Origin of the sequence: Halorubrum sp. SP3 (genome assembly GCF_005435195.1) — an archaeon.
GTDB lineage: Archaea > Halobacteriota > Halobacteria > Halobacteriales > Haloferacaceae > Halorubrum > Halorubrum sodomense.
This window is the reverse complement of the sequence record NZ_SGTU01000003.1, coordinates 201,529-215,796: the sequence shown is the minus strand read 5'-3', so window position 1 is coordinate 215,796 and position 14,268 is coordinate 201,529. Positions and strand designations below refer to the sequence as shown.

Genomic DNA, 14,268 nt, shown 5'->3' with positions numbered 1-14,268 from the left:
TCGGAAAGGCTCAACTCCCGGCCCGCCGAACCCGGGGTATGCGCACCCCGCTCGCGGCCGCCGCGCTCGTCGCGCTCGGCCTCCTCCTGATGGCGAACCCCCTGTATCTCCCCGTCTCGGTCGGTGAGCCGGACCCCGCGTACACGCACACGGTCCGGCCGGTGGGAGAGGGGTCGGCGGCCGGCATCGAGTCGCCGGCGGCCGGGAGAGCGAACGGCAGCGCCGAAGCGTCGAACGGGGTCGTCGCGTACGCCGACCTCGCGCCCGAGGCCCGGGCGGCGTTCGACCGCGCCCGCGACGCTCCCGAAGGCGGGTTCGGGGTCGAGAGACCGGACGAACGCGTCGACTCGCTGTCGTACCCGACGGAGCCGACGCTCGGGGACGGCCTGTTGATCGTCGCGTACGACGGCGAGCGGTACGAGTTCCGGACCCGGACCGTCGAGCGCGAGCCCGTGGGCGTCGTCGCGCAGCGCGTCCTCCTCCAGCCGGCGGCGTTCCTGGTCGGCTTCCTCGGTGTCGTCGCCGGCGCCGCGCTCGGGCTTCGGAAGCGGCTCGGCGGGAGCTGAAACCGCCCCTCCCGCGACCTCACCGCGACGCCGTCGGCGTCGGCTGTCCCACCGGCTCGGGCGCGTCGCCGGCCTCGATCGCCCGGCGGGTCGACTCGCCGATCTCGACGAGGTGACACAGGGGGTTGCCGGGGTAGACGACCGGGTTCTCTAGGAGCCCGATCAGGAGGCCGGTGAAGGGGGCTTCGACCGCGACGGCGTCCTCTTTGAACGGATTGGTGATCGTCGCGATGCGCTCGCCCTCGCGGACGAGCGACCCGCTCTCGAAGTGGGTGTCGACGATGCCGCCGGAGTCGGCGCGCAGCCACGTCTTCTCGCCCGCGCCGGCGACGATCGTCCGCCAGCCCGGCCAGCGCACCGTGTCGGTCTCCAGCAGGCCGTACTCCGCGAACACGGAGCGGACGCCGGCGAGGGCGTCGTCGATCAGCGGGCGCTGGAACCGATGGGCCTCCCCCATCTCGATCGTGATCGTGGGGACGCCGTCGTCGGTCGCCTCGCCGCGGAGGGTGCCGCCCGGCCCGTCGCTGTCGATGATCACCTTGGAGCCGAACGCCAGCGCGAGCCGGTGGACCGACTCGTCGGTCATGTCGGCGCGGACGTGGAGCATGTTCGTCCGGCCGCGGGTGGAGGTGTGGAAGTCGAGTCCGAAGTCGCACGGCGCGACGAAGTTCTCGTAGATCCGGTGGGCCATCCGCTTCGAACTGGTCGACCCCGGCTTCCCGGGGAACGACCGGTTCAGGTCGCGGTCGTAGACCGGCAGGTAGCGCTGTTGGGCGAGGAAGCCGGGGACGTTGAGGACCGGGAGACAGACCAGCGTGCCCGCCAGCTCCGAGAGGTCCCACTCGTGGGCGACCTCGCGGACGACCTCGATCCCGTTGAGCTCGTCGCCGTGGGCGGCGGCGGTGAGGAACGCGGTCGGGCCGTCGCGCTCGCCGTTGACGATGGTGACCGGGATCCGCACCGGGTCGCCGAGGTACGTCTCGCTGATCCCGTAGCGGATGTTCTGGGTGTCGCCGGGCGGTACCGCCCCGCCGTTGTACGTGAACGCCCGGTCGTCGCTCATGACAGGAGGGAGCGCTGCGGAGGGTTTATATATGACGACCCGGCCGTCGGGCCGCGGTCCCGCGTCAGCGGTCCCACCGGTCGGTCCATTCCGCTCGGGACTCGTGTTCGGCGGCCCGCGCCGCGACCGCCGCCCGGTCGAGCCGCCCGTCCTCCGTTAGCACCCCGGCCAGCAGGTCGCCGGGGACCCGCTCGAAGATCGGGTTCTCGACCGCGACGGCGCGGTCGCCGTCGTACACCGCCGAGGGGTCGCCCGACTCGCGGACGACCTCGTCCGCCGTCGCGACCTTGTCCGCGGCCGCGACCGCGTACGCCGGGACGCCCGCGTCGGCCGCCGCTAGGGCGAGCGGATACGAGCCGACCTTGTTCGCGACGCCGCCGCTCGGCAGTATCCGGTCGGCACCGAGCAGGACGCAGCCGACGTCGCCCTCGCGGACGAGCCCGGGGAGAGCGGCGTCGGTCGCGAGCGTCGCGTCGACGCCGGCGGCGGCGAACCGCTCCGCCGCGTCCACCCCCTCGCGGCCCGGGCGCGACTCCCCGACGACGACCGGCCGGTCGACGCGGCGCAGCGTCGCCGCGACGGTTCCGGACCGCGACAGCGTCGCCGCCGGACCGACCGTCTCCGCGACCGCGGCCGCCGCCCGCTCCGCCGCCAGCCGGTCCGCGTCGAGCGCGGCGTCGAGCCCCGCGAGGGCGCGGTCGTGGACCGCCTCCGGCGCGCGGTCCGCCCCGCTCAGTACCCGGTCGATCCGGTGTCGGACGACGATCATGCTCGGGCGTGCGCCGCGGAGCTCCCGAGCGGTCTCCGCGACCCGGTCGACGCCGCCGTCGAGCGCGCCGAACGCGACCGCGCCGGCGCGGTCGCGCAGCGCTTCCAGCGCCCTGACGGAGAGCCACGCCGCGCCGTGGGTCCGGTCGGTCCGGAGCAGGTCGGCGTCGGGGCCGACACGGCGGTAGCTCTCCCACAGCCCGGGTGCCGTCGTGTGCCGGAGGAACGCCGTCGGCGGCAGCCACTCGCCCGCGGCGGTCGGGGGATCGCGCGGGGCGTCGTCGGCCGTGCCGCCGGCCGCGACCTCGAACAGGAATGGAGAGAGGGTCCGGTCGGTCCCCCCGACCGGGACGGACAGCGGCTTCCCGCGGCGGACGAGTTCGGACTCCCCTCGGGGTGTCGCGTCGCGGACAACCCGGCGCGCGCTCTCGGCGGGGTCGCTCTCCCCCGCGAGTACGTCCCCCACGAGGACTTCGAGCGGTTCGCTCCCCTCCTCGGTCGCGCCGCGGGAGGCGGGACGGAACACCCTCCCGCGGCGTCTGAGGAAGACCCTGACTGCGTCGGTCACGCGACGGGGTTCGGCGGACGCGGAGTTAACCGTGATCCTCCGTGGTTCCGCGCGACCGCCTCGCCGGTCGGAACCCGTCGCTCGCGGCCTCGACGGCCCTCGATCGGTCGCCGTGTCGAACCGATCGGCGCGCCTTTTAGCTCGGCCCACGCAGGTGTGGACATGAGTTCGGACTCGGTTCGGGTGGGAGTGCTGTCGCTGCACAACAGCAAGGAGACGAAGGCAATTTGCAACGCCGTCGAGGACCTCGGTCACGAGCCGGTGTGGCTCCGCGAGGAGAACGCCGCGGTCAGCGTCGAGGACGGCGACGTGTCGGTCGAACCCGCGGTCGACGTGATCGCGAACCGGCTCCTCCTGTCGAACACCGACCAGCCCGCGGAGCTGCTGGGGCTGGCGGCGACGTTCGAGCGCATCCGGCCGATGCTGAACGAGCCGAACGCGGTGCTCGCGTCGATCCACAAGTTCGCCACGGCCGCGACGCTCGCGGACTGGAACATCCGCGTGCCCGACGCGCTGCTCGCGCTGTCGAACGACCGCCTCAACGAGGGCCGCGAGCGGTTCGGCGACGTGGGCGTGTACAAGACCGCGATCGGCACCCACGGCGGCGGGACGTGGAAGGTCGACCTCACGGAGCGCGTGAACCCGAAGGTGGGCAACCGGCAGGCGTTCCTCCAGCGGCTGATCGACCGGGACGACGAGAAACACCGCGACCTCCGGGTGTACGTCGTCGGCGACGAGATCGTCGGCTCGATGTACCGCTACGCCCCCGAGGGCGACTGGCGGACCAACGTCGCGCTCGGCGGCGCGGTCGAGGACGCGACCGACGACATGCCGCAGGAGGCGGCCGACACCGCCCTCTACGCGGCCGAGGTGATGGGGCTCGACTACGCCGGCGTCGACCTCGTCGAGGGGTACGACGGCTGGTACGTGCTGGAGGTGAACCCGACCGCGGGCTTCAAAGGCCTCTTCGAGGCGACCGGCACGAGCCCCGCGCCGCACATCGCGCGGCTCGCGATCGAGACGGTCGGCGGCGAGGTGGACGACGACGCGGTCGCGCGCGTCGCCGAGCGCCTCGACGACTCGCGGCCCTCCTGCGCGCCCGCGCCGAAGCCGACCCCCACCGAGCAGCCGGACATCGGCTACATCGAGGAGGTCGTCGTCACCGGCACCTCCGGCTCCACGCAGGCGCTCGCGAAGTCGGACACGGGCGCGACCCGGACGAGCATCGACACCCAGCTGGCCGCCGAGATCGGCGCCGGTCCGATAAAGAGCATGACGCGGGTCAAGTCGGGCAGCGTGAAGGGGGGAAAGGCCCGCCCGGTCGTCGACCTCGTCATCGGCATCGGCGGGAACCAGCACACCGTCACCGCGAGCGTCGAGGACCGCGGCCACATGGAGTACCCGCTGCTGCTCGGCCGCGACATCCTCACCGACTACCGGGTCGACGTGCGCCGCCGCGCCGACACCGACGAGGCGGAGCGCGCCGAGGCCGGGGAGGTCCTGGAAGAGGAGGAGTGATTTTCTCGGACGCCGCCGAACCGGACGCCGAGGACCTCACCGAGCCGGACGTCGAGCGCCTCTCCGAGCCGAACGCCGAGGTCGTCTGACCAAGCTATAAGACCGAGGGTGTCAACGTCACGGCATATGGTGAAAAGTACGGTCCGGTTTCCCGAGCCGGTGGTCGAGGAGATCGAATCGCTCGTCGACGAGGGGGAGTTCGAGAGCAAATCGGAGTTCTACCGCTTCTCCGCCGACTACGTGCTCTCTCGGACGCTCGACGAGTACGACCCGGCGACGATCGACTACGACGCCATCGAATCAGAAGTGATGCCGGAAGCCGAGCGGGAGCTCGGCGGCGACGCCGACGCGGACGGCCCGCCGTTCTTCGAGTCCGTGGCGTTCGTGCGGAAGCTCGCGCTCAGGGGAAAGTTCAGCGACGCCGAGGACTTCATCGACCACCAGTACGTCCCGGGCGACCGGCACGCCGTCCTCCTCGAAGAGATCCTCCGACTGTACCGCGAGGACGCGACGGCCGACGACCGACCGTCGACCCCCGAGCCCGAACAGGAGCCCCCGACCCGAAACCGATAGCGCGATCGAAATCACGCAACACGCATGAACGCGGTCACGGACGAGCGGACCCGAACCTGTATTCGATGCCACGAGCGCTTCACCGAGCCCGCCGGAACGGTCACGCGCATCTGTGACGAATGCCCGATCCACGGGACCGGATCCCCCTTCGACGCGGGCGGCGGGAACGTCGTGGGGCGCAGCAGAGAGCGGACGTGTATCCGCTGTGGCACGGCGTTTCTCGAGGTCCCGGGCGGAATATCCCGCCTCTGTCCGTCGTGTGACCCGGATCACGTCGTCCTCGAGTAGCGCCGACGGGCCGGCGGATCAGGACTCGTACTCGGCCCAGATGTATCGCGTGCCGTAGCTCCGGTAGGGGCGCCACGCCTCGCCGATCTCGCGCATCTCCGCGCGCGACAGCTCCTCGCCGTCGTTGTAGGCCCGATCGATCCCCTTCCGCACCGCGAGGTCGCCGAGCGGGAGCACGTCCTCGCGCCCGAGCGCGAAGATGAGGTACATCCGCGCGGTCCACGCGCCGACGCCGCGGATCTCGGTGAGACGGTCGACGACCGCCTCGTCGCTCACGCCGGCCAATCCCGCTCGAGTGAACTCGCCGTCGCCGTCGCGGAACGCCGCGGCCGCGTTCCGCAGGTACTCGACCTTCGTGGCGCTGAGCCCGGCCTCGCGTAGCGCCGACTCGTCGGCGGCGAGGACGCGCTCCGAGGTCACGTCGCCGTCGAGTTCGGCCACGAACCGCTCGCGGATCGCGTTCGCGGAGGCGGTCGAGAGCTGCTGGTTCACGATCGAGGTACAGAGCCGACCGAACTCGTCGTCCGCGGGCGCGACGTCGAGCGGGCCGTGCCGGTCGACGAGCGCCGCCATCGTCGGGTCCTCGCGCAGTGTCGCCGCGACGGGGTCGTCCATGTCGGTGAGCGGGGCCGCAGGTACGAGTGCGGTTCGGTTTCGGGGGCTTGCGCGCGGGCGTCTGTCGCCCGAATAAACTTACGTCGAGTTTGGGGTTTGGAAGATGGAAACGTTCAACCATGACGGTTCCGACCCTCAGGTATGCAGCTCGAAGACGTCCAGCGCGTGACGGTGCTCGGTGCCGGGAACATGGGCCACGGCATCGCGGAAGTGGCGGCGCTCGCCGGCTACGACGTGTCGCTCCGCGACATCAACGAGGAGCTCGTTCAGGAGGGATACGACCAGATCGAGTGGTCGCTCGGCAAGCTCGCCGAGAAGGACCGGATCGGCGACGACGAGGCCGACGCCGCGCTCGACCGCGTCGAGGCGTTCGTCGACCTCGAGGACGCGCTCGACGGCGCCGACGTGGTCGTCGAGGTCGTTCCGGAGAAGATGGCGATCAAGAAGGACGTGTACGACGAGGTCGTCGAGCACGCGCCCGACGAGGCCGTCTTCGTCACCAACACCTCCAGCCTCTCCATCACCGAGCTGTCCGAGGTCACCGACCGCCCCGAGCGCTTCTGCGGCATGCACTTCTTCAACCCGCCGGTGCGGATGGACCTCGTCGAGGTCATCTCCGGGAAGCACACGAGCGACGAGACGCTCGACCTGATCGAGGGGCTCGCGGAGTCGATGGGGAAGACCCCGGTCAGGGTCCGCAAGGACAGCCCCGGCTTCATCGTCAACCGGATCCTCGTCCCGCTGATGAACGAGGCGGCGTGGATCGTCGAGTCCGGCGACGCGACGATGGAGGCGGTCGACTCCACGACGAAGTTCGACATGGGCCTCCCGATGGGCTCGTTCGAACTCGCGGACCAGGTGGGCATCGACGTGGGCTACCACGTGTTGGAGTACATGCACGAGGTCCTCGGTGACGCCTATCGCCCCTGCCCGCTCTTAGCGGAGAAGGTCGAGGCGGAGGACCTCGGCAAGAAGACCGGCAAGGGGTTCTACGACTACGAGGACGGCGACGGCGCCCAGATCCCGAGCGACGCGGTCGACGCCGACGTCCGTCGCCGCCTGCTCGCGGTGATGGCCAACGAGACGGCCGGCCTGATCGGGAACGACGTGGCCGACGCCGAGGACATCGACGAGGCGGTCAAGCTCGGCGCCGGCTTCCCCGACGGCCCGGCGAAGCTGGCCGACGCCGAGGGGCTCGACTCGCTCGTCGAGACGCTCGACGCCCTCGCGGAAGAGACCGGCGAGGCGCGCTACGCGGCGACCGACTACCTGCGCGAGGCCGCCGAATCCGGCGGATTCCGGGGCGGCGCCGGAGGCGGCGACGACGCGGGCGACGCGGACGGCGGCCCCGACTACGAGGTGCTGAACGTGGAGGTCGACGGCCGGGTCGGGCACGTCGAGATCGACCGCCCGCACCGGATGAACACGATCAGCGGCGAGGTGTTAGACGAGCTGGCGGACGCGATCGACCGGCTCGACGCCGACGACGAGGTCCGGGCGATCCTGCTCTCCGGCGCCGGCGACCGCGCGTTCTCCGCGGGCGCGGACGTCCAGAGCATGGCCGCCGGCGGCGCCGACCCGATCCACGCCGTCGAGCTCTCACGACAGGGCCAGCGGACGTTCGGCAAGCTCGAGGAGTCGGACAAGCCCGTGGTCGCCGCCATCGACGGCTACTGCCTCGGCGGCGGGATGGAACTGGCGACCGCGGCGGACATGCGGATCGCCTCCGAGCGGTCTGAACTGGGCCAGCCCGAGCTCGACCTCGGCCTCCTCCCGGGCTGGGGCGGCACCCAGCGGCTCGCCCGGATCGTCGGCGAGGGGCGCGCGAAGGAGATCATCCTCACCGCCGACCGCTACGACGCCGAGACGATGGCCGAGTACGACTTCGTCAACGAGGTCGTCCCGGACGACGAGCTCGACGAGCGGGCGCGTGAGCTGGCCGAGCAGCTCGCGGGCGGCCCGCCGATCGCCCAGAAGTACACGAAGCGCGCGATCCACGCCGGCCGGACGGACAACGAGGCCGGCCTCGAAGTGGAGGCGATGGGCTTCGGCCACGTGATGAACACCGACGACCTCATGGAGGGGGTCACGGCGTTCATGGGCGACGGCGAGCCCGAGTTCGAAGGGAAGTAAGAGGCGAGTGGGTCGGCTGTGGTGGCGAGGGCGACCACCTCGACGACCGTTTATTTTTAACTAAGTAATCGCCGAGTGGCGAAGAACACCGCCGAAGCCCCAGCCGGGAGGACTCGATGCGCTCGCTGCGCTCCTCGGTTGCTCACTCCGTTCGCTCCCTGCGGTGCTTGCGTCGCGCGTCTTCGTCCTCCCGGCTGCCCCTTCGATTCCCACCCGGCACCGCACCTCACGCCTCCCCAGCCTCGTCGGGCGGCCTCCGCTTCGCTCCGGCCGCCCGACTCCCTCGCACGCGCTCCTCGTGGCCGCCAGAGGCGGCCACTCGGAGGCGCGCGCCACTGGGAACATTAGAATCGCGACCCGCGGTCCAGTCGCTACTGGTTATTTAAAAATAGTCGAGGTCGCCGTCGACGATGACCGTAGACCGACTTCGATCTTAGACGTACCCTTCCTCGACGAGCAGCTCGCCGTTGAGCAGCGAGGCGCCGGCCGCGCCGCGGATCGTGTTGTGCGCGAGGCAGTTGTACTTCGCGCCGGCCTCAGTGGCTTGGACGCCGCCGGCGACGATCCCCATCCCGTCCGCGTACGTGCGGTCGAGGCGGGGCTGCGGGCGCTCCGGCTCGTCGTCGCCGAACACCTTGATCAGCTGGTCCGGCGAACTCGGGAGGTCGCCGGCGCCCTCGAACGAGCGCATCGCCTCGCGGAGGTCCTCGGGGGAGGGGTCGGCCGCGAACTCGGCGAAGACGTTCTCCAGGTGGCCGTCGAGCGTGGGGATCCGGTTACAGGAGGCGGCCACGTCGGCGCCGTGGAGCGCGACCTCGGCGCCGTCGAACTCGCCGAGCAGCTTGCGCGACTCCGTCTCCATCTTGTCCTCCTCGCCGCCGATGTGCGGGATGGCGTTGTCGATGATCTCCATCGAGGTGACGCCGGAGTAGCCGGCGCCCGAGACGGCCTGCAGCGTCGAGACGCGAACGCTTTCGAGGCCGAACTCGTCGATCGCCGCGAGGGTCGGCACCATCGTGATCGTCGAGCAGTTCGGGTTCTTCACGAGGGCGCCGTCCCAGCCGCGCTCGTCGCGCTGGACCTCGATCAGGTCGAGGTGGTCGGGGTTGATCTCGGGGATCGTGAGCGGCACGTCCGCGGCCATGCGGTCGTTCGAGGAGTTCGAGGAGACGACGTACCCGGCCTCCAGGAAGTCGGGTTCGACTTCGGCCGCGACCCCGGAAGGGAGCGACGAGAAGAGGAGGTCGACGTCCGCGTCCGCGACGCCCGCTGGCGTCGTCTCTGCGACCTCCATCTCCGCGACGTCGTCCGGGATGGGGGTGTCGACGCGCCACTTGGCCGCCTCGCGGTAGCTCTTGCCCGCGCTCTCCGAACTCGCGGTGACCGCGGCGAGGTCGAACGTCGGGTGGTCGTCGAGCAGCTGAATGAATCGCTGGCCCACGGCGCCCGTCGCGCCGAGGATTCCGACTCGGACTGTCATTGCGCGTGGGTCCGTGACAGGGACGTAAGTGCGTTCGGATACGCGCCGATACCACCGATCGCTCCACGTGGCCGACGAACCGCTGACGGGCGAGAGCGGGGAACGGGAACCCCCTCACCGCCGAACAGGACCGTTAAGCCCCTCGGGTCGCTACGTCCCTCCGCGCGCCGTCAGTCCCCGCCCGAGTACTCCCCGATGGGAGCGATGACAGCGCGGAGAACCCAGGCGCGTGACACCGGTCGCAGACGCGACCCGCCCGTCGCCGCGCAGGCGACCGCCCGCCACGAGGGTTTCCCGGTCGACGCGGCACGCCGCCGGAGATGAGACCGGTCGTTAGTGTCGCGGGCGCACATTTCGAATCAAAAAGCGGTAGCGCTGTAGAGTCGGGCATCGAACTGTTGACTGTCAGTCACCCGTGTAGCCAGTCGTACCACTCGTCGAGGTCAACGATCTCGTTTTCGATGTCCGTCGCTCCGTACTGGGTGAACACTTCGTCCACGACTCGCGCTACTCCTTCCGGATCCTCGTCGGGGCGGTTCTGATCGTAGTAGAGCAGTAGCCCGGCGTGGTCGATCTCCCGGTGTAGTTTCTCGAAGTTCCGCGCGTTGTTCGTCATCAGCGCGACACCGTGCTCGCCGCACCACGTCAGTAACTCAGCGTCTTCCGTGAACTCGCCGAACACGTCCTTCGCCTGCTCGACCTCGTAGCCCCGTTCGCTGAGCACGCGCTCGAACACTCGCCCGACGTGCTCGTCCAAGAGAATCCGCGCTCCCGTCACTGAATCGTTTCCTTCGGCTTCAGCGATGACTCGTGAATTCGCTCGAAGGCAGCCTCGTTTTCACGCTCGAACTCACGCATTTCCTCGACGTGCGCGTAGTAGTACGAGAGCGCCTCGTACACCTCGGAGAGGGAGAGTTCGAGTTGGTCTGCGACGTGTGCGGGCGACCGGTCGCTATCGACGACCCTGGCCGCGACGTGCCGGACGCCGACTCTCGTCCCCTCGATTCGGGGTTCCCCCCCGAGGACTCTCTCGTCGCGGGAAATACTCATACGCTTCTGTTGGTCGCGTTCTCGTTTATATCTTTTCGGCAGTCACTCGTCGCTCACACGGCCGGTTCCACGTCCACCGAGCCTACTAGTAGATTCTCGCCCGGTAGTGTCGCGGGCGTACACACCTACGTTATAGTAAATTCACTCGTAAATGATATCCAGATATGAGAGAAATTTCGGGAAGGTCATGCGAGATACAGTAGGGTATCTCTACCAGATATCTGTTAGTAGCCGATTTACCTGCGGGCTTTTGTACGGAACTTGCGAAGAACTATATTTCAAACCTAGCAACGGACGCTGTGAGGGTACGTGGTTTTGATCTCGCCATGATCCAATCCTGGGTCGACACACACCGTGTTCCGGCGTTCCTCCTCATCGTGTTCAGTTGGTCGTGGTCGTGGGACGCGATCTACTACGTAATGGGCTTATGGGAGACCTTGCCGGTCTACATCAACACGTTCCCGCGACAGTGGGGTCTCCCGGTCGGAGCGGTACTCGTCGTCTGGGCAAGTGACGTCCCGACCCGAGATTGGCTCGGGCGGGCACTTCAGTGGCGGTTTCCGGTGTGGGTGTACCTCGGCGCGGTATCCCTCCCGGTCGTCGTCGGGGAACTCCAGCCGGTACTCGCCGCGCTCAGCGGCGGATCAGTACGCTACGCACCGCCTGCCCCGCTATCTCTACTGTTCGGATTCTTCGTACTCAACGTCGTCTTTTTCGGGGGTGTTGAGGAGTTCGGGTGGCGTGGATTTCTCCAACCACGGTTCCAAGAGCGGCTATCGGTTCTAACGGCGAGTCTCGCCGTCGGAGTGCTGTGGTGGGTGTGGCATCTCCCCCTGTTTTTCGGACACCCGAACTTCACTCTTGATCCGCTGTTCCTTGTGGAATACACGACCTTCGTTTTGGGTGCGTCAACTGTCCTCGGTGCGCTTGTCAACCTTACCGACGGCGGAGTGATCCCTGCTGTGTTCTTACATGCCGCGATCAACGTCGGAAGCGTTCTGGAAGGTTCCGGTGGAATGGCAGAGGAAATACTGCCGGTGGCGTTCGTCGTCGGTTCTGGAACATGGTGGCTGATCGCCGTTGTTTTGATCGGTCTGTACGGGCGCTCGATGACCCCCAGAACACCGATTGAACCCCTGTCGGAGCGCTATCGATCCAGCAGTTCCAGCCCGGAGGAGTTCCCCTGACCGCTACCCACGGCTGCGGACCGCTGTTTCATCCCGTAATCGACTGACGTCGTTTCGCCTCGAGGCGGTGAGTCGCTTCGATGAGTACAGGGGTAGTTCACAGCGAGATCAACCCACTATCTCGGGTATTTCGTGTAGATTATTTATCTCATACGTGGGGGTGGTCGAAAGGGTCACGTCCGTACAATGGGGTCTGCGAACGAACACCGAGTCCATACCCGCTTGATGAGCGGCTATCACGTCGTGCTCGCTATCACCGACGTAGAGCGCGGATTCTCCGCCGAGTTCCGACAGCGCCAAGTCGAGATAATGCGTGTTTGGTTTCTTGTAGTCGAGGCTCTCCACCGTCTTCTCACGCCCATAATAGGTGTCGAATGTGGATTGTAGGTCGAAAAAATCCATCACGAATTCAATCGTACTGTGATGGTTGTTACTCACGATGCCACAGGTCTGAGAAACGTCCGAAATAGCCGTAACGTCGTCGTAACGGGTTCGAGAATCTGATTCAAACTTTTTAAATTGAGACTCCTCGTCGAGACGCTCACGGGCTTCCCAAAATGTGTTCACGTCAAGTTCGTAGGCGGCACATATTTCGTGAAGCCGTTCGACCGTAGTGCCATTCACTATTTCGTCGATATGATGGTTTTTAGGCCGTTTAACCCCTACTTCTGTGAAAGCCGCTCGTGTCGCTTCGACTTTGGTTTCATACGTTGGTGGCTCAACTAATACTCCGTCACTGTCAAAAAGAACTGTGTCGTATTCGGTCACTTGTTGTGAAATTCTTTGCCGTCGGATTAATTTTCTGATGCGTACGGTTCCGAATCGCAATTTGAACCCACCAAGAGAAGGGTTCGTGAAACCGGGGTTAGACGACTTTCTATGCTCGATGGACGATTGCGACGTCACAGTCAACCTCTTGAATGCGCTCGAATGTCGGCATGGACACGACTCGTGAGAGAACGCTTCGATCGGTGCTCGCCCCGACAACTGCTAGGTCGTACGAGGATGCGTTCCGATCGAGGAACGCTTCGGCAGACGCGACGCTGATGCGAGTCTCGATACCCGTCGAAAATTGTTCGACGAGATTCTCAAGCATAATCTCCGCTGTCCGACGCTCCTGTTGGTGTGAAATACAAGTACACGCACTTATCGTCCCGTCGGGGGGGAGGAGTCGAACCGCGAAGTCAAGCATCGCGTTGGCAGGTTCTCCTGACGAGCGGGCCATTACAAGAATGCGCCGCCACTCCGTTCGTCCGTTCGATGAACGCAACACGATCGAGTCCGTGTTACCCTTCAGGATCGTTCTGACGAACGGACTGGGGCCTCCGTCTTCGGTGTCGTACGGACAGACGATCAGATCACAGTTCTCCTCTTCAGCCGTCGTGAGGACGGTTTCTCCAGCTGAATTTCCCTCCGCGGCGATCACGAACTCACACGATACGTCGACGGTTGATTCGACCAGATTTTTGAGTCCTTCGAGCCGCTGTAGTTGCTGTTCAGTCACCAACTCTTCAGCCGCGCGGGTTACGCCTTCGTCCGGCGGTTCTTCAGGAGCCTCGGGAACAGTCCCCCGTTGAGTAGCCGCCACTATCGTTTCGGTTTCCTCGATGACCTCCTCACTGACTGTTCTCAGGAGAACGACCTTGCTGGCGTCGTGGGCGGCCGCGAGACGTGCGGCAAAGAGGGCGAGTGACTCGGACGTCTCGCCACGGACAGGTACAAGGATCTGATCGTCACCGTGGGTGGACGTGTACAGATAGCGGGCGCGCTCGTGATAGAAGTGCCGCCGCCAGAGTACGAAGGCGCCGGCGATGAGTAGACTCGCTCCGATGATTCCAGTGACGTACGCCAGCCGGTCGGAGCCGGTGACGAGGACGAGAAGCGCCGTCGAAAACGCCGTCGGTTCTTCGAGTGAGAGGACCCACGTGACGATCCCGGTGAGAAAAATACCGAACGCAGCCACGCCAGCCTGTACCTGGAACTGCTCGGCCGGAGTCTGGTACCAGAACCGCGTTCCGATTTCGAGCGCGAACCATCCGCTGAGCGCCCCGGCGGTCATCCCACCGACGAACTTCGTTGGCGAGGAGTACGGTCCGTCAGGGTCAGCAAACAGCGTATATGTGCCCGACGCCAGCGGCGGGTAAACGAGAAAGGACACGACCGGTGAGACGTTCGCTATCCACGTGATGGCTCCGATGAGAAGCGGTACGATAACCACGACAGAGAAGTGAAGCAGATTCTCCGTGTCCTCGAGCCACCGACGGATCTCGTGAACCTCACGTCGTTCAATTCGCAGGATTCGATTGCGAATCGAGTGATAATGACGTCGGAGCTGATCGCGCATACGTGGGTCTTGACACGCTGGCTGATTTGAGTGTCGGCTTAACACCCGAACGAGCCAGCCAAGTATCCAAGCCCGAGTACGGGCGGGAACGCGGATAGATTCTCAGTTGTCGGCT

General features: G+C 66.7%; 13 protein-coding genes. 5 read left to right on the top strand and 8 right to left on the bottom strand.

The features are described from left to right. Nucleotides 1–38 precede the first annotated feature (38 nt). Complete coding sequence (locus EXE42_RS03785; RefSeq protein ID WP_137705923.1) at nucleotides 39–566, top strand: hypothetical protein; 528 nt, start codon at nucleotides 39–41, stop codon at nucleotides 564–566. A 19-nt stretch (nucleotides 567–585) separates the two neighbouring features. Here EXE42_RS03785 and EXE42_RS03780 read toward each other — a convergent pair whose 3' ends face one another. Together EXE42_RS03780 and EXE42_RS03775 are read right to left on the bottom strand one after the other, a co-directional pair. Next, nucleotides 586–1,629, bottom strand: coding sequence for a succinylglutamate desuccinylase/aspartoacylase family protein (locus EXE42_RS03780; protein ID WP_092923664.1), 1,044 nt, complete (start codon nucleotides 1,627–1,629; stop codon nucleotides 586–588). A 64-nt stretch (nucleotides 1,630–1,693) separates the two neighbouring features. Beyond that, entirely contained in the window at nucleotides 1,694–2,965 is a 1,272-nt protein-coding gene (locus EXE42_RS03775; RefSeq protein ID WP_158293690.1) for a translation initiation factor 2, read from the bottom strand. Nucleotides 2,966–3,127: 162 nt separating this feature from the next. Between EXE42_RS03775 and EXE42_RS03770 the strand changes: the two genes are divergently transcribed. Together EXE42_RS03770 and EXE42_RS03765 are read left to right on the top strand one after the other, a co-directional pair. Beyond that, a complete protein-coding gene (locus tag EXE42_RS03770) occupies nucleotides 3,128–4,483 on the top strand; it encodes a RimK/LysX family protein (RefSeq protein WP_174549018.1) in 1,356 nt (451 codons plus the stop codon). Between the two features lie 126 nt (nucleotides 4,484–4,609). Beyond that, the gene (locus EXE42_RS03765; RefSeq protein WP_137694611.1) at nucleotides 4,610–5,056 is read left to right on the top strand and encodes a hypothetical protein; all 447 of its coding nucleotides are present in this window, start codon (nucleotides 4,610–4,612) and stop codon (nucleotides 5,054–5,056) included. Between the two features lie 306 nt (nucleotides 5,057–5,362). Here the strand turns inward: EXE42_RS03765 and EXE42_RS03760 are convergent, their stop codons facing one another. Then, nucleotides 5,363–5,959, bottom strand: coding sequence for a DNA-3-methyladenine glycosylase (locus EXE42_RS03760; protein ID WP_137705922.1), 597 nt, complete (start codon nucleotides 5,957–5,959; stop codon nucleotides 5,363–5,365). A gap of 141 nt (nucleotides 5,960–6,100) precedes the next feature. Here EXE42_RS03760 and EXE42_RS03755 point away from each other — a divergent pair, with 141 nt between their 5' ends. Further along, nucleotides 6,101–8,092: a 3-hydroxyacyl-CoA dehydrogenase/enoyl-CoA hydratase family protein gene (locus EXE42_RS03755; RefSeq protein ID WP_137705921.1), complete on the top strand. Its 1,992-nt coding sequence runs from the start codon at nucleotides 6,101–6,103 to the stop codon at nucleotides 8,090–8,092. Between the two features lie 433 nt (nucleotides 8,093–8,525). On the opposite strand, the gene asd is transcribed toward EXE42_RS03755, so the two are convergent. From asd to EXE42_RS03740, 3 genes are all read right to left on the bottom strand, one after another. Further along, nucleotides 8,526–9,572: an aspartate-semialdehyde dehydrogenase gene (asd, locus tag EXE42_RS03750; protein ID WP_137694614.1), complete on the bottom strand. Its 1,047-nt coding sequence runs from the start codon at nucleotides 9,570–9,572 to the stop codon at nucleotides 8,526–8,528. A gap of 409 nt (nucleotides 9,573–9,981) precedes the next feature. Next, complete coding sequence (locus EXE42_RS03745; protein WP_241988325.1) at nucleotides 9,982–10,329, bottom strand: DUF5615 family PIN-like protein; 348 nt, start codon at nucleotides 10,327–10,329, stop codon at nucleotides 9,982–9,984. A 17-nt stretch (nucleotides 10,330–10,346) separates the two neighbouring features. Further along, complete coding sequence (locus tag EXE42_RS03740) at nucleotides 10,347–10,622, bottom strand: DUF433 domain-containing protein (RefSeq protein WP_092923645.1); 276 nt, start codon at nucleotides 10,620–10,622, stop codon at nucleotides 10,347–10,349. 326 nt (nucleotides 10,623–10,948) lie between these two features. Here EXE42_RS03740 and EXE42_RS03735 point away from each other — a divergent pair, with 326 nt between their 5' ends. Next, nucleotides 10,949–11,809, top strand: a complete 861-nt coding sequence (locus tag EXE42_RS03735) for a CPBP family intramembrane glutamic endopeptidase (protein ID WP_137694615.1) — start codon at nucleotides 10,949–10,951, stop codon at nucleotides 11,807–11,809. 108 nt (nucleotides 11,810–11,917) lie between these two features. Here the strand turns inward: EXE42_RS03735 and EXE42_RS03730 are convergent, their stop codons facing one another. Both EXE42_RS03730 and EXE42_RS03725 read right to left on the bottom strand, forming a co-directional pair. Further along, entirely contained in the window at nucleotides 11,918–12,577 is a 660-nt protein-coding gene (locus EXE42_RS03730) for an HAD family hydrolase (RefSeq protein WP_092923639.1), read from the bottom strand. 109 nt (nucleotides 12,578–12,686) lie between these two features. Then, the gene (locus EXE42_RS03725; protein WP_092923636.1) at nucleotides 12,687–14,153 is read right to left on the bottom strand and encodes an HPP family protein; all 1,467 of its coding nucleotides are present in this window, start codon (nucleotides 14,151–14,153) and stop codon (nucleotides 12,687–12,689) included. Between the last annotated feature and the right edge of the window lie 115 nt (nucleotides 14,154–14,268).